Source organism: Curvibacter sp. GW821-FHT01G03, from assembly GCF_059422285.1.
The window spans coordinates 207,372-226,610 of the sequence record NZ_JBWKWP010000001.1; the positions used below are offsets into that span (position 1 = coordinate 207,372).

Annotated in this window: 21 protein-coding genes and 1 tRNA gene; 8 read left to right on the top strand and 14 right to left on the bottom strand. The window is 61.6% G+C overall.

Features of this window, described 5'->3' with window-relative positions; all coding sequences use genetic code 11:
- The first annotated feature begins 8 nt into the window (after nucleotides 1-8).
- Together AC07VS_RS00965 and AC07VS_RS00970 are read left to right on the top strand one after the other, a co-directional pair.
- Nucleotides 9-884, top strand: coding sequence for an ATP-binding protein (locus AC07VS_RS00965; protein WP_492347263.1), 876 nt, complete (start codon nucleotides 9-11; stop codon nucleotides 882-884).
- The gene (locus AC07VS_RS00970) at nucleotides 877-1,314 is read left to right on the top strand and encodes an NUDIX domain-containing protein (RefSeq protein WP_494749971.1); all 438 of its coding nucleotides are present in this window, start codon (nucleotides 877-879) and stop codon (nucleotides 1,312-1,314) included. The genes AC07VS_RS00965 and AC07VS_RS00970 overlap by 8 nt, the downstream gene beginning before the upstream one ends.
- Nucleotides 1,315-1,333: 19 nt before the next feature.
- Here AC07VS_RS00970 and AC07VS_RS00975 read toward each other — a convergent pair whose 3' ends face one another.
- From AC07VS_RS00975 to AC07VS_RS01010, 8 genes are all read right to left on the bottom strand, one after another.
- Nucleotides 1,334-1,555 (bottom strand): DNA gyrase inhibitor YacG, encoded by a 222-nt coding sequence (locus AC07VS_RS00975; RefSeq protein WP_494749972.1) that lies wholly within the window; start codon nucleotides 1,553-1,555, stop codon nucleotides 1,334-1,336.
- A gap of 43 nt (nucleotides 1,556-1,598) precedes the next feature.
- A complete protein-coding gene (gene zapD, locus AC07VS_RS00980) occupies nucleotides 1,599-2,354 on the bottom strand; it encodes a cell division protein ZapD (RefSeq protein ID WP_492347260.1) in 756 nt (251 codons plus the stop codon).
- 20 nt (nucleotides 2,355-2,374) lie between these two features.
- Entirely contained in the window at nucleotides 2,375-2,995 is a 621-nt protein-coding gene (coaE, locus tag AC07VS_RS00985; RefSeq protein ID WP_494750092.1) for a dephospho-CoA kinase, read from the bottom strand.
- Between the two features lie 5 nt (nucleotides 2,996-3,000).
- Nucleotides 3,001-3,858, bottom strand: coding sequence for a prepilin peptidase (locus AC07VS_RS00990; RefSeq protein ID WP_494749973.1), 858 nt, complete (start codon nucleotides 3,856-3,858; stop codon nucleotides 3,001-3,003).
- Nucleotides 3,858-5,072, bottom strand: a complete 1,215-nt coding sequence (locus AC07VS_RS00995; protein WP_492347257.1) for a type II secretion system F family protein — start codon at nucleotides 5,070-5,072, stop codon at nucleotides 3,858-3,860. The genes AC07VS_RS00990 and AC07VS_RS00995 overlap by 1 nt, the downstream gene beginning before the upstream one ends.
- 17 nt (nucleotides 5,073-5,089) lie before the next feature.
- The gene (pilB, locus tag AC07VS_RS01000) at nucleotides 5,090-6,820 is read right to left on the bottom strand and encodes a type IV-A pilus assembly ATPase PilB (protein WP_494656629.1); all 1,731 of its coding nucleotides are present in this window, start codon (nucleotides 6,818-6,820) and stop codon (nucleotides 5,090-5,092) included.
- Between the two features lie 131 nt (nucleotides 6,821-6,951).
- Nucleotides 6,952-7,028, bottom strand: a tRNA-Pro gene (locus tag AC07VS_RS01005).
- A 69-nt stretch (nucleotides 7,029-7,097) separates the two neighbouring features.
- Nucleotides 7,098-8,027 (bottom strand): polyprenyl synthetase family protein, encoded by a 930-nt coding sequence (locus tag AC07VS_RS01010; RefSeq protein ID WP_492347443.1) that lies wholly within the window; start codon nucleotides 8,025-8,027, stop codon nucleotides 7,098-7,100.
- A gap of 217 nt (nucleotides 8,028-8,244) precedes the next feature.
- Between AC07VS_RS01010 and rplU the strand changes: the two genes are divergently transcribed.
- The 4 genes from rplU to proB all read left to right on the top strand — a co-directional run bounded on the left by rplU (nucleotide 8,245) and on the right by proB (nucleotide 11,172).
- A complete protein-coding gene (rplU, locus tag AC07VS_RS01015) occupies nucleotides 8,245-8,556 on the top strand; it encodes a 50S ribosomal protein L21 (RefSeq protein WP_084461703.1) in 312 nt (103 codons plus the stop codon).
- Between the two features lie 12 nt (nucleotides 8,557-8,568).
- Entirely contained in the window at nucleotides 8,569-8,829 is a 261-nt protein-coding gene (gene rpmA / locus AC07VS_RS01020; protein WP_019576099.1) for a 50S ribosomal protein L27, read from the top strand.
- Nucleotides 8,830-8,921: 92 nt separating this feature from the next.
- On the top strand, nucleotides 8,922-9,992 hold the full coding sequence (gene cgtA / locus AC07VS_RS01025; protein WP_494749974.1) for an Obg family GTPase CgtA: 1,071 nt from the start codon (nucleotides 8,922-8,924) through the stop codon (nucleotides 9,990-9,992).
- Nucleotides 9,993-10,035: 43 nt separating this feature from the next.
- Nucleotides 10,036-11,172 (top strand): glutamate 5-kinase, encoded by a 1,137-nt coding sequence (proB, locus tag AC07VS_RS01030; RefSeq protein ID WP_494656630.1) that lies wholly within the window; start codon nucleotides 10,036-10,038, stop codon nucleotides 11,170-11,172.
- A 57-nt stretch (nucleotides 11,173-11,229) separates the two neighbouring features.
- On the opposite strand, the gene AC07VS_RS01035 is transcribed toward proB, so the two are convergent.
- Nucleotides 11,230-11,895, bottom strand: coding sequence for an RNA pyrophosphohydrolase (locus AC07VS_RS01035; RefSeq protein ID WP_492347442.1), 666 nt, complete (start codon nucleotides 11,893-11,895; stop codon nucleotides 11,230-11,232).
- 92 nt (nucleotides 11,896-11,987) lie between these two features.
- Between AC07VS_RS01035 and AC07VS_RS01040 the strand changes: the two genes are divergently transcribed.
- Together AC07VS_RS01040 and AC07VS_RS01045 are read left to right on the top strand one after the other, a co-directional pair.
- On the top strand, nucleotides 11,988-13,733 hold the full coding sequence (locus tag AC07VS_RS01040) for a proline--tRNA ligase (protein ID WP_492347253.1): 1,746 nt from the start codon (nucleotides 11,988-11,990) through the stop codon (nucleotides 13,731-13,733).
- Nucleotides 13,734-13,760: 27 nt separating this feature from the next.
- On the top strand, nucleotides 13,761-14,405 hold the full coding sequence (locus tag AC07VS_RS01045; RefSeq protein WP_492347252.1) for a lytic transglycosylase domain-containing protein: 645 nt from the start codon (nucleotides 13,761-13,763) through the stop codon (nucleotides 14,403-14,405).
- Nucleotides 14,406-14,436: 31 nt separating this feature from the next.
- Here AC07VS_RS01045 and paeA read toward each other — a convergent pair whose 3' ends face one another.
- The 5 genes from paeA to prfA form a co-directional block, all read right to left on the bottom strand.
- Nucleotides 14,437-15,738, bottom strand: coding sequence for a polyamine export protein PaeA (gene paeA, locus AC07VS_RS01050; RefSeq protein ID WP_494749975.1), 1,302 nt, complete (start codon nucleotides 15,736-15,738; stop codon nucleotides 14,437-14,439).
- A 73-nt stretch (nucleotides 15,739-15,811) separates the two neighbouring features.
- Entirely contained in the window at nucleotides 15,812-16,807 is a 996-nt protein-coding gene (locus AC07VS_RS01055) for an AAA family ATPase (protein ID WP_494656631.1), read from the bottom strand.
- A 130-nt stretch (nucleotides 16,808-16,937) separates the two neighbouring features.
- Complete coding sequence (gene grxD, locus AC07VS_RS01060) at nucleotides 16,938-17,264, bottom strand: Grx4 family monothiol glutaredoxin (protein ID WP_492347249.1); 327 nt, start codon at nucleotides 17,262-17,264, stop codon at nucleotides 16,938-16,940.
- Between the two features lie 48 nt (nucleotides 17,265-17,312).
- Complete coding sequence (gene prmC / locus AC07VS_RS01065) at nucleotides 17,313-18,155, bottom strand: peptide chain release factor N(5)-glutamine methyltransferase (RefSeq protein WP_494749976.1); 843 nt, start codon at nucleotides 18,153-18,155, stop codon at nucleotides 17,313-17,315.
- Nucleotides 18,152-19,237, bottom strand: a complete 1,086-nt coding sequence (gene prfA, locus AC07VS_RS01070) for a peptide chain release factor 1 (RefSeq protein ID WP_494749977.1) — start codon at nucleotides 19,235-19,237, stop codon at nucleotides 18,152-18,154. The genes prmC and prfA overlap by 4 nt, the downstream gene beginning before the upstream one ends.
- Nucleotides 19,238-19,239: the final 2 nt, after the last annotated feature.

The following is a 19,239-nucleotide window of genomic DNA, read 5'->3' on the forward strand; positions in this document are numbered from 1 at the left end:
CGAAGCCCATGAACGAAAAATTTGAACACCTGATGCTGCGCGCCGAGCAGTTGATCGCGCGCATCGAATCCGTGTTGCCTCAGCCCCTGTCGGCACCGGCTGACTGGAACGCATCGATTGCCTGGCGTTACCGTCGGCGTGGTTCCGGGCATGGCGTGCTGGAGCCTGTGCGTCACGTGGCGGTGATGAAGCTCGAAGACCTGAAGGAGATCGAGCCGCAGAAGGAGAAGATCCAGCGCAATACCCAGCAGTTCGTGCGCGGCCTGCCGGCCAACAATGTGCTGCTGACAGGGGCCCGGGGTACCGGCAAGTCCTCGTTGATCAAGGCCTGCTTGAATGAATACGCCCCCGAGGGCTTGCGTCTGATTGAGGTTGACAAGGCGGATTTGACGGATTTGCCCGACATCGTGGACGTGGTCTCTGCCCGCCCCGAGAAGTTCCTCATCTTTTGCGATGACTTGAGCTTTGAAGAGGGTGAGGCCGGCTACAAGGCGCTCAAGTCGATCCTGGATGGCTCGGTGGCGGCGGCGACGCCCAATGTGCTGATCTATGCCACCAGCAACCGGCGTCATCTGTTGCCCGAGTACATGACGGAAAACCTCACCTACACGCACACCGAAGACGGCGAAGTGCACCCGGGTGAAGTGGTCGAGGAGAAAATCTCGCTGTCGGAGCGCTTTGGGCTGTGGGTCAGCTTCTACCCTTTCTCGCAGGATGAATACCTCACCATCGTGGGGCAGTGGCTGAGCTCTTTCGGGGTCTCGGAGGGTGCGCGTGAGGCCGCCCGCCCGGAGGCCCTGGTATGGGCTCTGGAGCGTGGATCTCGCAGCGGCCGGGTGGCCTATCAGTTTGCGCGTGATTTTGCAGGGCGTGCCCATGGCTGAGCGCCAACACACAGAAGTGGCTGTCGGGATTCTCATCCGAGCTGACGGCGCGCTGCTGTTGAGTTCCCGCCCTGAGGGCAAGCCCTATGCGGGGTATTGGGAGTTTCCGGGGGGCAAGCTCGAAGCCGGTGAAACGGTGGAGCAGGCCTTGCGCCGCGAACTGGAAGAGGAATTGGGCGTGGTGATTGGTGCTGCACAGGCCTGGAAAGTCACGGAGCACGATTATCCCCATGCCCTGGTCCGCTTGCATTGGTGCAAGGTGCATGAGTGGCAGGGTGACTTTGAAATGCGCGAGGGCCAAAGCATGGCGTGGCAACAGTTTCCCTTGACCGTGGCGCCGGTTCTGCCGGGCGCTTTTCCGGTGCTGGATTGGCTGGCCGCCGAGCGAGGTCATGTGGGGCCTGTGGTCACGGCCGCCCGGTCTGAATGACGCGGCTGCGCCGCCCAATTCACTGCAGGCGAGGATCGCCGTAAGGCGCGTCGTCTGGTGGCGCCTCGGTGGGCATGCGAAAGGTTTCGCTGGCCCAGGCGCCAAAGTCGAGGCTCTTGCAACGTTCACTGCAGAATGGCCGGTAGCCATTGCTGGGGTGGTAGAGGCTGGGGCCTCCACAGGCGGGGCACCGCACGGTGCGAGCGCCTTGAGGTTGAGGGGCGGAGTTGTCGGTGCTCATGGGATTCGACGGAGGGGGCAGGCGTCTGCCGCACTCGGGCAGGTCACGCGCACAAGGCCAGTTCGAAGTTGGCGTCTTCGCTGCAGGCATGCAGACGTCCATCTGCCTCCTGACGCATCAACCTGACGGACACCAGCAGGCGGTTGCCGCTGATTTCAGGAATCAATCCCCAAGCCGGGTTCAGGCGCAGGCGCATCAACTGGAAGGTACGCCCTTGGGGCAATGTCTGCTGGAACTGCCCGCGCTCGGCCACCACCTTTTGGGGCGTGCCTGAGTCGCGCAGCATCTTCAGCAGCAGAAAAATGGACTCGGCTAGCGGCCCGAGGGTCCCCGCCCAGCCCTGGAGGTCGTCGCGTCGTTGGGCTGGATCCGCATGCTGCCAAGCGTAGTAGGCTGGCAGATCAAAGCCGCAGGTGCCACCCGGAATGCCGATGCGGCTGCGGATGCTCATCAGCCATTCGTTTTCGGTCAACGATTGGCCGGCCTTGCCGGGCTGCCCATTGAGGGCCGCAAAGTCGGCATCGATCTGGGCGATCACCCCATCGAGAATCTGCTCAGAGATGGAGGGGTTGCCCCGGTAACCGTTGAGCGCGGATTTTTGTTTTTCGAGGTCTTTGAGCACGTCCGACTTGAGGTCGGCTCGTGCCGCAACGTCCATGATTTCGAAGATCGTGGCCAGGGCGAAATGGTGGTCCAGTGCGGCATCGCGCAAGACCAGTTCACCCAGGCGCCGGAAGAGTTGCTCCAGGCGCAGGTAGGTGCGAATGCGTTCGTTGAAGGGGTATTCGTAGAGGATCACTGCTCGTTCCGTTGCGCGCATCATAGCCCGAAGTAATGGGCCAAATCGGCCACCTGCTGGCCCAGGGCCTCCAGGGTGCAACCCTCATTGAAAATCACGGCATCTGCGCAGGCCAGGCGTTGTTCACGGCTGGCTTGCGCGGCCATGATCGCCTGCACGGCCTCGCGACTGAGGCCGCTGCGCTGCTGGACCCGGCTGATCTGGGTCTCGGGCAGGCAGTCGACCACCACCACCCCGTCGAGTTCTGCGGGCCAGCGTTTGGATTCGACAAGCAAGGGGATGTCGTACACCACCAAAGGGGCACCAGCCGCTTCATGCGCGATCGCCTCGGCCTGCAGGTTCTTGCCGACCAGTGGGTGGATGATGGCTTCGAGCCGGGCGCGTGCATCGGGCTGGCTGAAAACCAGCGCGCGCATGGCATCGCGGTCCAGAGCTCCGTCCGAGGCGAGTACGCCTGCACCAAAGCGGGCCTCGATCTCTGGCATGGCCTCTCCCCCGGCCTGCGTCAGTTGACGGGCCACGGCGTCGGCATCAATCAGTCCCGCGCCATGCTCGGACAGCAGCTTGGCCACGGTGCTTTTGCCCGAACCTATCCCTCCGGTCAACCCGAGGTGCCTGACCTGACGGAGCGCCGATGCCATCGTGCTCAACCGCCGATCCAACCGAGCAGCAGGCTTTGCAGGCGGTCCGGCCCCCAGATCATGGCTGCAAAGCCAGCACCCGCCAGAAAAGGTCCGAACGGAATGTAGCCCCCCTCGCGCAGGCCGCTGGAGAATTTCATGGCGATGCCAATCACGGCCCCGATCACCGATGAGATCAGGATGATGGGCAGCAGCGCTGGCCAGCCAAACCAGGCGCCCAGGGCTGCGTAGAGTTTGAAATCCCCGTAGCCCATGCCTTCCTTGCCGGTCAGGAGCTTGAAACCCCAATAGATCAGCCACAACGACAGATAGCCCGCAACCGCACCCCACAGCGCGGTGCGCAGATCCACCTGGGTCCAACCCGCTGCGGCTGCGATCAGGCCTGCCCACAACAAGGGAAGGGTCAGGTCATCGGGGAGCAGCGTGGTGTCCCAGTCAATCAGCGCCAGCGTCAGCAATGTGGCGGCAAAACCGCACCAGGCCAGGGTGCTGAAAGTGAAGCCCCAGCGCAGAGCGCACAAGGCAAACAGGCCGGCTGTGGTCAGCTCAACCAGTGGGTAGCGCGGGCTGATGGCAGCTTTGCAGGCCTTGCAGCGGCCTCGCAAGACGACATAGCTCAGAACGGGGATGTTCTCGTACCAGCTCAGGGTGTGCCCGCAGGACTGGCAGCGCGACCGCGGGGCCATCAGATTGAAGGTGGCCGCCGGTGTTGCCGCTGTTTGCCCCAGGTGCTCCGCGCAATCGCGGTCCCACTGGGCTTCCATCATCTTGGGCAGTCGGTAGATGACGACATTCAAAAAGCTGCCGAACAGCAAGCCCACCAGCCCCGCCAAGGCGGGGTCCCAGTCACCAAACCAAGTCATCAAACCACCTGCCCCAATTTGAAGATAGGCAGGTACATCGATACAACGATGCCGCCGATGATGGTGCCGAGCACGACGATGATGATGGGCTCCATCAGGCTGGAAAGCCCTGCCACCATGTCGTCCACTTCGGCCTCATAGAAGTCGGCTGCCTTGCCCAGCATGTGGTCAATCGAGCCGGATTCTTCGCCGATGGCGCACATCTGCAGCACCATCGACGGGAACACATTGGCATTGGTCATGGCCGCCGTCAGGCTGGTACCCGTCGAGACCTCCTGCTGAATGCGCTCGGTGGCGATGGCATAGACCGAGTTGCCCGAGGCGCCACCCACCGAGTCCAGTGCCTCGACCAGCGGCACACCCGCGGCGAACATGGTCGACAGGGTGCGGGTCCAGCGCGCAATGCAGGATTTGTTGATTAGGGCGCCAAAGATGGGAATGCGCAACATCAGACGGTCCATGGCCATCTGCATCTTTTCATTGCGCTTCCAGGATTGCATGAAGAAGTAACCGCCTCCTCCCATCAGGCCAAAGATCAGCCACCACCATTGAACGAAAAACTCGCTCATGGCAATCACAAAAAGGGTGGGGGCTGGCAGGTCGGCGCCAAACGATGAGAACACCTGTTTGAAGGCTGGAATCACGAAGATCATGATCACCACGATCACGACAAAGGCGACGATGATCACTGAGATCGGGTACATCAAGGCCGATTTGATCTTCGACTTGATCGCCTCGGTCTTTTCCATGTAGATCGCCAGTCGATCCAGCAGCGATTCCAGGATACCGGCCGCCTCACCGGCTTCGATCAGATTGCAGTACAAGTCATCGAAGTACATCGGGTACTTGCGAAATGCTCCGCTCAGCGAGGTACCGGTCTCCACATCGGATCGGACATCATTGAGCAATTTGGTGACGCTGGGATTGGCATTGCCACGGCCCACGATGTCAAAGGTCTGCAGCAGTGGAACGCCGGCCTTCATCATCGTGGCCAGTTGGCGCGTGAACAGGGCGATGTCCTTGGGCTTGATCCTCTTGCCCGAGCGCATCTTGCGCTTCTTGATTTTGGTCGGAAACACGCCCTGGCGACGCAGCGACGCCTGTACCTGGTTTTCGCCGGCCGCACGCAATTCACCGCGCACGGGTTTGCCGTTGCGGTCCTTGCCCTCCCACTCGAAGACAAACTCTTTGATGTCTTTTTTTGTGCTTGCCATTGGCTTGTTGATTCTGGTTATTCGTTTGTCACGGCCAGTACTTCCTCCAGCGAGGTCAAGCCCATTTTCACTTTGTACAGTCCGGATTCACGCAGGCTGCGCACCCCTTCCCGGCGGGATTGCTCGGCAATTTCCAGTGCGCTGCCATCGCGCAGGATGATGCGCTGGATTTCCTCTGAAATCGGCATGACCTGGTAGATGCCGACCCGGCCCTTGTAGCCGTTGTTGCAGGCCGAGCAGCCCACGGGGCGGTAGGTCACCCAGCTGCCGTCCAGCTCATCCTCCCGAAAGCCCGATTCAAGCAGGGTTTCGCGCGGGATGTCGGCTGGCGCCTTGCAGTTGGGGCAGAGGCGACGGGCCAGACGCTGGGCGGTGATGAGGATGACACTGGAGGCAATGTTGAAGGGCGCAATGCCCATATTGCGCATCCGGGTCAGCGTGGTGGGGGCATCGTTCGTGTGCAGGGTCGACAACACCAAGTGGCCCGTCTGGGCTGCCTTGATGGAAATATCGGCCGTCTCCAGATCGCGGATTTCACCCACCATGATGATGTCCGGATCCTGCCGCAGGAAGGATTTCAGGGCGGCAGCAAAAGTCAGGCCCGCTTTTTCGTTCACGTTGACCTGGTTGACCCCCGGCAGGTTGATTTCCGATGGGTCTTCGGCGGTGGCAATGTTCACGCCGGGCTTGTTGAGCATGTTCAAGCAGGTGTACAGCGACACCGTCTTGCCTGAGCCTGTCGGGCCGGTGACCAGAATCATGCCGTAAGGACGGCCGATCGCGTGGATCAGGCGCTCCTTCTCTTCGGGTTCGTAGCCCAGTGCCTCGATGCCCAGCTTGGCGCTGCTGGGGTCAAGAATACGGATCACGATCTTCTCGCCAAACAGCGTCGGCAAGGTGCTGACCCGGAAGTCGATCACACGATCGGCTCCGATCTTCAGCTTCATGCGTCCGTCCTGAGGAACCCGCTTTTCGGAAATGTCCAGGCGAGAAATCACCTTGATCCGCGAGGCCAGTTTGTCTTTGATGGCGATCGGAGGCGTGGAAATTTCCCGCAACTCGCCGTCGATCCGAAATCGAACCCGGTAATAGTGCTCGTATGGCTCGAAATGCAAGTCTGACGCGCGCATGTTGAAGGCGTCCAGCAGCATCTTGTGCAAGAACTTGACGATGGGGGCGTCTTCAACCTCGGCACTGTTGGTTTCGGCCACATCTTCGGTGATGAGGGGCTCATCCTCGAACTGGAAATCGCCACCGCCGATGATGGTGTCCATGGCCTCGGCCGCCGAAACGGTTGTGGCCTCGACCATTTTGGACAGCTTGTCGTACTCGGCAATGATCCAGTCAACGCCCATCTGGGTCGAGAACTTGATCTTTTCGACCACCTCCTGGTCAGAGGGATCCGCTGTCGCGATGATCAGTCGATTGCTGCGCTTGCTGAGTACGAGGATCCGATAGGCCTGACAGATCTTGGGGTCCAGCAGGTCTTTGGGCAGCCGTTGAGGATCGATGGCGTCAAGATCCAGCAACGGTGCGCTGAACGCTTGTGACATCGTGTGGGCCAGGTCGGCCGCCGAGACAGCCCCCGAGCCCATCAGTTCGACAATGAAACTGGTGCGTTGAGCCAGCGCCTTCTGGTAGATGTCCTCGGCCGCCTTTTGGGCCAATTTGCCCGCTGTGATCAGTGCCCGCCCTAATCCGGGCAGTGCAACGGACGATGATTTATTGGCTGGTTCGACAGCGGCCATGAGGCGGGTGAGGGATGCTCAGAATGAAAAAATGCATCCTATCATCGCTCAGGAGCAACTGTCTGTAAATGAAACGTGGCGTGAGGGAGTGGTGGCGGAAAGTTGCCACAAATGTGCAAAACGTTTGATCATGGTCGGGGTGAGAGGATTCGAACCTCCGGCCTCTACGTCCCGAACGTAGCGCTCTACCAGGCTAAGCTACACCCCGACTGTCAAACGACGCTTCAAAAGATGAAGCACATTGAACTCAATGTGCCTTCAGGCTTGTCGTCATCTTTCAATTTCGACGCTGAAGTAATTGAGCCGCTAATTGTAGCAAACCTTCGGTGTAAGAATTGGAAGGAAGGGCGCTCAATGCAGAAATTGCACGTTGAGCCTCGGCTGCGGCGGCCTGTTGGGTGGCTTCCAGTGCGCCGGTGCTGCGCACGATCTCGATGATTTGCGGCAGCTTTTCGGTCTCGCCTTGTTCGATGGCGTGGCGGATGGTGGCGGCCTGTTCGGGCGTGCCGCGCTGCATGCCAATGATCAGGGGGAGTGTGGCTTTGCCTTCGCGAAGGTCGTCGCCAATGTTCTTGCCCATTTCGGCGGTGTTGCCGGCGTAGTCCAGCACGTCGTCGATGACCTGGAAGGCGGTACCCAGGGCTTGGCCGTAGGTTGCGCAAGCCTCTTCGACAGGGCTTGGTGCTTTGATCAGAATGGCGGCCAGGCGTGCACTGGCTTCGAACAGCTTGGCAGTCTTGGAGCGGATGACGCGCAGATAGCCCGCCTCATCCAGCGAGGCGTCGTGCATGTTCATCAACTGAAGCACTTCGCCTTCGGCAATCACGTTGGTGGCGTCTGCCAGAACTTCCATCACCCGCATGTCGTTGGCATCCACCATCATCTGGAAGGCGCGCGAGTAAAGAAAGTCGCCGACCAGGACGCTGGCAGGGTTGCCGAAGGCTTCGTTGGCGGTGGCGCGGCCTCGGCGCAGGGTGGATTCGTCCACCACATCGTCGTGCAGCAGGGTGGCGGTGTGGATGAATTCAACCACTGCCGCCAGGTTGTGGTGCTGAGTCCCTTTGTAGCCCAGTGCGCCTGCCACCAGCAGAAGCAGGGCCGGGCGCAGGCGCTTGCCTCCGGCGGCGATGATGTACTGAGAAATTTGCCCGACCAATGGGACGCTTGAGTTGAGGCGGTCAGCGATGACCTTGTCGACTTCGCTCATGTCGCGAGCGATCAGATCAAGGGCTTGGGAGGCGGATGCGGTGGGGGCGGTCAAGGTGGCGGGCTCTTTCAGGTTGCGAAATTATAGGAAAGGCGTGCCACGCACCTGGCCTGCACTTGAGCGTGCAGAGGGCCCCGCTTGTCAGTGGCTGACTTTCTTGTTATAGTTTCGGGCTCTGCGGAATTCTCCGGCGGAGCTTCAATTCAAAGAGGTTTACATGTACGCGGTCATAAAAACCGGCGGCAAGCAATATCGCGTTGCTGCTGGCGAAAAAATCAAAGTAGAACAGATTGCTGCGGACGTAGGCCAGGAAATCGTGATTGACCAAGTTCTGGCTGTCGGCAACGGCGCTGAACTCAAGGTTGGCACGCCCCTGGTGTCCGGCGCAACCGTCACGGCAACTGTCGTGGCGCACGGCAAGCACGACAAGGTTCGCATCTTCAAGATGCGTCGTCGTAAGCACTATCAAAAGCGTCAAGGTCACCGTCAGCAGTTCACCGAACTGCAAATCGGCGCGATTGCAGGCTAAGGAGAACGGGTCATGGCACAGAAAAAAGGCGGCGGCTCTACGCGAAACGGGCGCGATTCCAAGCCCAAGATGCTCGGTGTGAAGGCCTTCGGTGGCGAACTGATCAGCGCTGGCTCGATCATCGTTCGTCAACGTGGTACCCGCTTCCACGCTGGCTCCAATGTCGGCATCGGCAAGGATCACACTCTGTTTGCTCTGGTTGAAGGCCATGTGTCCTTCGCCACCAAGGGCGCGCTGAACAAGCACACGGTCAACGTGACGCCCGCAGCCTGAGTCTGACGGCGCGGTCACTCAGCGACCTGTCGAAGCCCCGCTTGGTCGGGGCTTTTTTCGTTGGGTCCCCATTTTTCTAGACTGGACATGACATGAAATTTGTTGATGAAGCCTATATAGACATTGCTGCGGGCGATGGCGGGAACGGTTGCGTCTCGTTTCGTCATGAAAAGTACAAGGAGTTTGGCGGTCCCAATGGCGGGGATGGGGGGCGTGGTGGCCACGTCTATGCGGTCGCAGATCCCAACCTCAATACCTTGGTTGACTTTCGTTATTCCCGCAGGCATGAAGCCCGGCGTGGCGAGCACGGCATGGGCTCGGACATGTTTGGTGCGGCAGGTGATGACATCACGTTGAAGATGCCGGTGGGCACCATCATTTCCGATGCTGAGACGGGCGAGGTGCTTTACGAGTTGTTGGCTCCGGGGGAGGCCATCACGATTGCCAAGGGTGGCGATGGCGGCTTTGGCAATCTGCGTTTCAAGAGTGCGATCAACCGGGCGCCACGCCAAAAGACGCCAGGTTGGCCGGGTGAGAAGAAAAGCCTGAAACTTGAGCTCAAGGTGCTTGCCGATGTGGGCCTGCTCGGCATGCCCAATGCGGGCAAATCGACCTTGATCGCTGCGATCTCGAATGCCCGCCCCAAGATCGCTGACTATCCTTTCACCACGCTGCACCCCAATCTGGGGGTGGTGCGCGTCGGTCCCGAGCAGAGCTTCGTGGTCGCCGACATCCCCGGCTTGATCGAGGGGGCTTCCGAGGGCGCCGGGTTGGGCCATTTGTTCTTGCGTCATCTGCAGCGCACGCGGCTTTTGCTGCACGTGGTGGACTTGGCGCCGTTTGATGAAGCCGTCGATCCTGTTGCTCAGGCCAAAGCCATCGTGGGCGAGTTGAAGAAGTACGATCAGGCGCTTTACGAGAAGCCGCGTTGGCTGGTTTTGAACAAGCTGGACATGGTGCCAGAGGAGAAACGGGCGGCCTTGGTCAAGGATTTTGTCAAGCGCTACAAATACAAGGGCCCGGTGTTCGAGATCTCGGCGTTGACGCGTGAGGGTTGCGAGGCCTTGATCAAGGCAATCTACCAGCATGTGAAGGCGCAGCAGGTGGCCGAGCAGGCGCCTGTCGAGGTGGATCCGCGCTTCGCCGAACCCTCTGATTCCTGAATGTTCCTGTGCCCTGGGGCTGGCATGGCTGGCCGATGCTGAAATGACTGCTAAAAATGAATCACGGGTGCTGGCGGATGCCCGCCGCATCGTCGTCAAGGTGGGCTCCAGCCTGGTGACCAATGAGGGTCGTGGCCTGGATGAGGCGGCCATCAGTGAGTGGTGTCGTCAGTTGGCTCAACTGGTCCTGTCTGGGCGCGAGGTGGTGATGGTGTCCAGCGGTGCCATTGCCGAAGGCATGAAGCGCCTGGGGTGGGCTGTTCGACCCAAGGAAGTGCATGAGTTGCAGGCTGCCGCCGCCGTGGGGCAGATGGGCCTGGCGCAGATGTACGAGACCAAGTTGCGTGAAAACGGCCTGGGCAGTGCCCAGGTCTTGCTGACCCATGCGGATCTGGCTGATCGCGAGCGGTACCTGAACGCTCGTTCCACCTTGTTGACCTTGCTGCGTCACCGCGTGGTTCCTGTGATCAACGAGAACGACACGGTGGTCAACGACGAAATCAAGTTTGGTGACAACGACACCTTGGGGGCGCTGGTGGCCAACCTGGTGGAGGCGGATGCCCTGGTGATCCTGACGGATCAAAAAGGCTTGTACACGGCGGATCCGCGGCGTGACCCTGCTGCGCAATTTGTCCATGAGGCGCGCGCTGGCGATTTGTCCCTCGAGGCCATGGCGGGGGGCGCTGGCTCCAGCATTGGCAAGGGCGGCATGATCACCAAGATCCTGGCGGCCAAGCGTGCAGCCGGTTCAGGGGCTTCGACTGTGATCGCCTGGGGGCGTGAGCCCGACGCGCTGGTTCGCCTCACCCAGGGGGAGTCCATCGGGACCCTGTTGGTGGCTCAGACGGCCAAGAACCAGGCCCGCAAGCAGTGGATGGCTGACCATCTGCAGATGCGTGGCGCGGTGGTGGTGGATGATGGTGCTGTGGCCAAGTTGCGTGATGAGGGCAAGAGCCTCTTGCCCATTGGCATGACGGCCGTCGAGGGGGAGTTCTCTCGAGGGGATGTGATTGCGATCAAGGACACATCGGGGACCGAAGTGGCTCGAGGTCTGTCGAACTATGCCAGTGCAGAGGCTCGCCTGATGTGTCGCAAAGCGTCTGTTGAGTTCGAGCGCTTGCTGGGTTATGTCGCCGAGCCGGAAATGGTGCACCGGGACAACCTGGTGCTTCACCGTTGATCTGGATTCGATGGCCCCAGAAAAAATCCGACCTGATCAGGGTCGGATGGTTGGGCATCAGTGCTTGTTGATCGGATCAAGGTGCAGGCCCGAATGACTGGGGTGCATCGGCCTGGGTTCTGGTTCAAAGCTGGCCCCAGGGGGCAGTTCGTAACTGCCCGAAGGTGGCAGTCGAGACATGTGGTTGTCCGAGCCGCCCTCGTTGTCCCGGGTGCGCATGCCACCCCTCAGAAAACGGTTGCGTGGTTCCGGCCGTGGCAAGTAGCGGGCCAGTTCGGTCAGAGCCATCTCATAGACACCACGCTTGAACTCCACCACCACGTCAAGCGGCACCCAGTAGTCGTTCCAGCGCCAAGCGTCAAATTCCGGGTGGTTGGTGGCCCTGAGGTTCAGGTCCCAATCATGTCCCAGCAGTTGCAGCAGGTACCAGATCTGCTTCTGGCCTTTGTAATGGCCTCTAGCGTCTCGCCGAATGTACCGGTCTGGCACCTCATAGCGCAACCATTCCCGCGTTCGGGCCACAATTCGCACATGCTCCGGATGGAGCCCCACCTCTTCATGCAATTCCCGAAACATGGCTTGCTCAGGGCTTTCGCCACGATCAATGCCGCCTTGTGGAAACTGCCAGCTGTGAGTCCGGATGCGCTTGCCCCAGAACACCTGGTTTTTATGGTTGAGCAGGATGATGCCGACGTTCGGCCTAAAGCCGTCCCGGTCAAGCATAATCAAACCCCAAATTTTTAAACTGAGTCCATTATGCACGGCACCGCACGTGTCACAAGAGGACTTCTCTTGAACTTTCCGCATTCCTCCAGATGAAAGCCTCCCAATTCTTCATTTCCACCCTCAAGGAAGCGCCTGCCGATGCGGAGGTTGTCAGCCACAAACTGATGACCCGCGCCGGCATGATCAAGAAGCTGGGGGCCGGTGTGTACAACTACATGCCCATCGGCTTGCGTGTCATCCGAAAGGTCGAGGCGATCGTGCGCGAAGAGATGAACCGGGCCGGCGCCGTGGAGGTGACCATGCCGGTGGTTCAGCCCGCCGAGCTTTGGCAGGAGACGGGCCGCTTTGAAAAAATGGGCCCCGAACTGCTGCGCATCAAAGACCGTCATGACCGCGATTTCGTGATCCAGCCCACTTCCGAAGAAGTGGTTACCGACATTGCTCGCCAGGAATTGCGCAGTTACAAGCAACTGCCCAAGAACTTCTATCAGATCCAGACCAAGTTCCGTGACGAGCGCCGCCCACGCTTCGGCCTGATGCGCGGTCGCGAGTTCATCATGAAGGATGCCTACAGTTTTGACCGTGACCAAGCGGCGGCCAAGGCCAGCTACCAGATCATGGCCCAGGCCTATCGGCGGATCTTCGATCGTTTCGGGCTCACCTACCGTGCCGTGGCGGCCGACAGTGGTGCCATCGGGGGTGACCTGAGTGAAGAGTTTCAGGTGATTGCCGCAACGGGCGAAGACGCCATCGTCTACTGCCCGGACAGCGACTACGCTGCCAACATCGAAAAGGCCGAGGCCCTGTCTCCGGCTGGCCCACGCCCCGCCGCCGCTGCCGCCCTCGCCAAGACGGCCACCCCAGGCAAGAGCACCTGTGCCGACGTGGCCGAGCTGTTGAACGTTCCTTTGGCAACCACCGTCAAATCGCTGGTGCTCGCCACCGACACACTGAACGAACACGGCGAGATCACGCGCAGTCAGATCTGGCTGCTGCTGTTGCGCGGCGACCATGACATGAACGAAGTCAAGGTCGGCAAGCTGCCCGGCATGGAAGGCGGCTTCCGTTTTGCCACCGTGCCTGAGATCGAAGATCACTTCGGCTGCAAGCCCGGCTACCTGGGCCCGTTGAACCTCCAGAAGCCTGTCAAGGTGGTGGCTGACCGTGAGGTCGCGGTGATGGCCGACTGGATTTGCGGTGCCAACGAGATCGACTTCCACATCACCGGCGTGAACTGGGGGCGCGACCTGCCCGAGCCCGAATTGGTGGCTGACCTGCGCAATGTGGTGGCAGGCGATGCCTCACCCGATGGCAAGGGCGTGCTGGCCATCGAGCGTGGCATCGAGGTGGGCCATGTCTTCTACCTGGGCACCAAGTACTCGAAGGCCATGAATGCCACCTTCCTGGGCGAAGACGGCAAGCCTGCGTTCTTCGAAATGGGTTGCTATGGCATTGGCGTGACCCGCCTGCCTGCGGCGGCCATCGAGCAGAACCACGACGAGCGCGGCATCATCTGGCCCGATGCGATTGCGCCGTTCACGGTGGTGATCTGCCCGATCGGCATGGACCGCAGTGCCGAGGTCAAGGCTGCCGCCGAGCAGTTGCACACCGACCTGCTGGCATTGGGGGTGGATGTGCTGCTGGATGATCGTGGCGAACGCCCTGGAGCCATGTTTGCCGACTGGGAGCTGATCGGCGTGCCGCACCGCGTGGTGCTGTCGGACCGGGGCCTGAAGGAAGGTCAGGTCGAGTATCAACACCGCCGCGACACGGCGGCCACCAAGATCGCTGCCGCGGATGTGCTGGCTCACTTGAAGGAGCGACTGGCTCTTTGAGCGCCGCGCTGGGTTGAGGATGATGGCATGTTGATTTCAAGGCGAAAAAGCCTGGCTGCTTTGGCCGCCGGGCCTTCTCTGTTCTTGTGGTCTGAATCGGCGCGCGCCGGAGCCCAGGCGGAAGAACCCCTGATTGACTCCGTGCGCACCGCCTTGAGTTCGGCGGTGGCCCAGCAGGCCCCCCCCGTGCCTGAGTTCGTCGATACCGATGGGCGCCTGGTCTACCTGCGCTGGTTGGCGGCCATGAGCGACCGGCTCTGGCGGCGCAAGCCTGAGTGGCTGGTGCGCAAGGAGTTCTTGCAGACGGTCTGGTATGAAAGCCGCCGGGCTGGCCTGGACACCTCGCTGGTGCTGGGCCTGATCGAGGTGGAAAGTAATTTCCGCAAATTCGCGGTGTCCCCCGTGGGCGCTCGCGGCTACATGCAGGTGATGCCTTTCTGGACCCGGGTGATCGGCGATGGAGACCCGGGCAAGCTGTTCCACCTGCAGACCAACCTGCGCTTTGGCTGCGTGATCCTGCGCCATTATCTTGACCGAGAGCAGGGTGATCTTTACTTGGCCCTGGGGCGTTACAACGGCAGCCGCGGCAAGCCGCAATACCCGGGCGCCGTGTTCGGGGCCCAGCGCCACTGGGTGTTCGCAGACCCCGTCAAATCGCCGGCCCAGGCCTGAGGCCCGCCACTTCGGGCACTTCGGGCCGACATCACGTGGGTCTGTCTGAGGGCAGGCGGGTCACCATCACCTGGTCGATCCGGTAGCTGTCCACGTCCATCACTTCAAAGCGGAAGCCCTCCCAGATCACGGCATCGGTGCGCTTTGGAATGCGTCGCAGCATCTCCATCAGAAAGCCGGCCAGCGTGTCGTACTGGTCGGCATGGGGCAGGGCGTCCAGTTCAAGCACCCTCTGCACATCGGCGATCGGCGTCATGCCGTCGATCAGCCACGAGTTCTCATCGCGCTGCACGATCAGGTCTTCATCCTGCTGATCCACCAGATCCCCCATCACGGTGCTCATCAGGTCATTGAGCGTCACCAGTCCCATCACCACGCTGTACTCGTTCACGATCACCGCAAAGTCTTCGTGAGCTTCCCTGAACAGGGCCAGGACTTCACCCACACTGAGTCGATCGGGCACCACCAGGATCTTGCGCAACAGCCCCTCACTGCTCAGGTCGAGCGGAAGGCCGTTGAGCACACGCTGGAACAGGTCCTTGGCATCGACATAGCCCAGCACCTGTTCCAAGCCGTCCCGACAGACCGGGTAACTTGAATAGGGCGCTGCCAGGATGCGGGCCCGTATCACGGGTTCCGGGTCATCCACCCGGAACCAGGCCATGCGCTCTCGTGGCGTCATGGTGCTGGTCACGCTGCGGCTGTCGAGCTCGAACACATTGGTGATCAACTGATGTTCACGCTCAGCCAGCAGGCCCGATCGGGCACTCGCCTCGGTCATGGCCAGAATGTCGGCCGGAGTGATGCGCTCGTCTCTCGCTGCAGGCAGGCCCAGCAGGGAGAACAGCCGATCGGTGAGATGGCTGAGCAACCAGACCAGGGGCTTGAACAGGGTCATCAGGCCTTGCATCGTGCCGACCAGTCGAACCGCCACCCGCTCGGGCTCGCTCATGCCCAGGCGCTTGGGCAGCAGATCGGCAAAGACGATGAACAGCCCGATGACGACGACGAAGGACAGCACGGCACCGACCTTCGAGGCGGTTTCACCGGGCAGCCAAAGTGCCATCAGCTCGCTGAAGAAGGGGCTCAAGGCCCCTTCGCCGACGGCACCCCCCACGATGGCGATCGCGTTCAATCCGATCTGGACCAACGTGAAGTAAGGGCCGGGTTCGTCCTGCAGGCGCAGCACCTGCTCAGCGCGCAGGTCACCGGCATCAGCCATCTGCCGCAGCCGCAGGCGACGCGAGGCCGCCAGCGAGATTTCGGCGATCGAGAAATACGCGCTGGCTGCAATCAAGGCCAGGATGAGCAGCAGACTTTGGCTCAGGTTCATGTCACGGGCTTTGCGGCAGTCGGTGACCGCCGTGCCCCCAGTTTAGCGGCCAGATGTCGTTGGGTCGCCCCACTCACTGGACAAAGCCCATGCGGCGACGTTGCGGGCCACCGCGTGGCAAGTCATCCACCTGCAGCTCGTCACGCCCATCGAGCCGTGCATTGCCAAAGCCCGTCATCAAGGCACGTCGCATGTCGCGTGGGGCCATTTCGGCCAACACATCAAGGACCGACGTCGGGGCCTCTTCCGCAAAGTGGCGGCCCCAATCGTGGCTGCCGCGGATCGACAGGTACAGCCGGCGGGCGATTTCCCGGGCCTGCTCCGGCGTCGGCGGCTCGATCTCAAAAACATTCATGCGGTTGAGAATGGGCTCGGGAATGGCGCGCGCATCGTTCGCTGTGGTGATCCAGACGACTCGGCTGGCATCGATCGACACTTCGGCAAACTCATCCACAAAACGGCCTGCTGTGTCGTGCTCGAGCAGGCTGTAAAGCGCTCCCAGTGGATCGTACTGGGCGTCGGCACTGGCCTTGTCGATCTCGTCAATGACGATCACCGGGTTGGCATATTGACCGTCGACCAGGGCTTCAAACACCTTGCCGGGCCGCGCACCCTTCCATTGAGATGACGCACCGGAGAGCAGCCAGCCCGCCGTCATCGAACTCATCGGCACCAGTGACATGCCTGTGCCCAGCAATTCGGCCAGTTGGCGGGCGAAATGGGTCTTGCCAATGCCTGGGGCTCCCAGCAGGAGCATGGGGGTCACCTCCAGGCCGTCACGGCTGTCCTGAGACAGGGCCAGGTGGCGCTTGACGTCATCCAGCACCTCGGTGAAGTTGGGCAAGGCCTCATAAAGAGGTGTCATCTCCGGAACCCCGCAGGGACGAACCTCGAAGCGATCAGGCCCGCGCTCCAGCATGCGTTGGTAGGTGTTGCGCAGGGATTCATGTTCGCGCTCGCTGAGCTTGGCCAGCTTGCGTTCCACTTCCGAGGGTTCGAACACGCTGCGCATCTGGGCGATGGGCAGTTTGAAAGCGGTCGAATGGGGGACAAGGCTGCGGGATTCCATGACGCTCTCCAGATCAGGACACACGCTTTGATTCAAGCACAAGCCGTGCCCGTCCTCAAGCGCTGGCGCTGACGCCAGAAGCAGAAAAGCCACTGTAGACAGTGGCTTTTCGAGAGGGTGGGGGCAGGGCTCAGCCGGGCTGGCCGCCGATCACCTGTTGCAGCTCACCCGATTCGTACATCTCCATCATGATGTCCGAGCCGCCGATGAACTCACCCTTCACGTAGAGCTGCGGAATGGTCGGCCACTGGCTGTATTCCTTGATGCCCTGACGGATCTCCGGGTCTTCCAGCACGTTCACGGTCTTCAGGCTCTTGGGGTCGACGCCGCAGGCCTTGAGGATCTGAATGGCGCGGCCGGAAAAGCCGCATTGGGGAAAGCTGGCAGTGCCTTTCATGAACAGCAGCACGGGGCTGTTCTTGACCAGGTCATCGATGCGTTGTTGGGTGTTGCTCATGAAGTTTCCTCTTGGGGCGGGCCCGGTGTGCGGGCAGATAGCGACAGATTATCTCAGTCCTGGCCAGAGTCCGCCCGAGCAGCGCTCAATGCCGGCGAGGTCTTTGCGGCTTTGCACCTGTTCAAACCCCCGGGCTTGCAGCAGTTCGCGCACCTGGGGGGCCTGGTCCCAGCCATGCTCCAGCAGCAGCCACCCGCCCGCCATCAGGTGTGCGGGGGCCTGCGTGATGATGCGCCGCAGGTCATCCAGGCCATCGGGCCCGCTCACCAGGGCCTGCAGCGGCTCGTGACGCAGTGCCGGCAGATGCGGGTCGTGGTCGGCAATGTAGGGCGGGTTGGAGAGCAGCAAGGCGAAGGGCGCATCACCCAGTGGTGCGCACCAGTTGCCCTCAAGAAAGCACACTGCCAGGCCCAGGCGCTGGGCATTGCCCGTGGCCACGGCCAAGGCCTCGGCGCTGGCATCCACGGCGTAGACCTCGGCATCTCGGCGCTGGCTGGCCACCGCCAGTGCGATCGCACCGCTGCCGGTGCCCAGGTCGGCCACCCTGGGGCGGGGCCATGGGGCCATCACTTCCAGGCCCCAGTCGACCAGGGTTTCGGTGTCGTCGCGCGGGTCCAGCACCCGGGCATCCACGGCCAGATCCAGCCCATAGAACTCGTGCCTGCCCGTGAGGTAGGCCATCGGTTCGCCTGCCAGTCTGCGGGCCACGACTCCGGCCAGATGGGCTTGTTGCGTCTCGGTCAACGTGTCGGTGTCGTGGGCCATCAGCCAGCCTCGGTCGTGCGGCGCCCGTTGCACGGCCAGCAACACCAGCATCTGGGTCTCCAGCCTGGGCAGGCCCTGCTCCTGGAGCTCGCGCAGGGCACGGGCAAGGGTTGGCCGCGCGTTCAAGACAGCCCCACTTCCAGTTCGGCCAGTTGTTCGGCCTCATGGGCGGCGCGCAGCGCCGCCAGCACGTCGGCCAAATCGCCTTCCATGATGGCGCCCAGCTTGTAAAGCGTGAGGTTGATGCGGTGGTCCGTCAGTCGGCCCTGCGGAAAGTTGTAGGTGCGAATGCGGTCGCTGCGGTCGCCGCTGCCGATCAAACCCTTGCGCAGGGCGGCATCCTTGGCGGCGCGCTCGCTGCGCTCCTTTTCCTGGATGCGCGCCGACAGCACCTGCAGGGCCTTGGCCTTGTTGCGGTGCTGGCTGCGGTCGTCCTGGCATTCGGCGACGATGCCGGTGGGCAAGTGGGTGATGCGCACGGCCGAATCGGTCTTGTTGATGTGCTGGCCGCCGGCGCCGCTGGCACGGAAGGTGTCGATGCGCAAATCGGCGGGGTTGATCTGCACGGCCTGCGCTTCGTCGGGTTCCGGCAGCACAGCCACGGTGCAGGCACTGGTGTGGATGCGGCCCTGGGTCTCGGTGGCGGGTACCCGCTGTACCCGGTGACCGCCGGATTCGAACTTCAGCGCGCCGTAGACCTGCTCACCCTCCAGGCGCAAGACCAGTTCCTTGTAGCCCCCGAGTTCGCTTTCGTTGGCGCTGACGATCTCGCAATGCCAGCCGGCACGCTCGGCGTAGCGCGTGTACATGCGTGCCAGATCGCCCGCGAACAGGGCCGACTCATCGCCGCCCGTACCGGCGCGCACCTCCAGAAAGGCATTGCGCGCGTCGTCAGGGTCTTTGGGCAGCAACAGGCGCTGCAACTCGCTTTCAAGCTTCAGCAATTCTTCGCTGGCGCTCGCAATCTCTTCCCGGGCCATGTCAGCCATGTCCGGGTCTGTCAGCATCTCTTGGGCGGTCTTCAGGTCGGATTCGCACTGCCGATAGCGCTGGTAGCGCCCGGCCACCTGGGTGACCTCGGCGTGTTCGCGCGACAGCGTGCGGTACTGCGCCATGTCGCCCATGATGTCTTCGCGCGACAGCAGAAAGTCGAGCTCCTCAAGGCGCGCGGCATAGCGTTCAAGTTGCTGGCGTAGGAAGTCTTTCATGG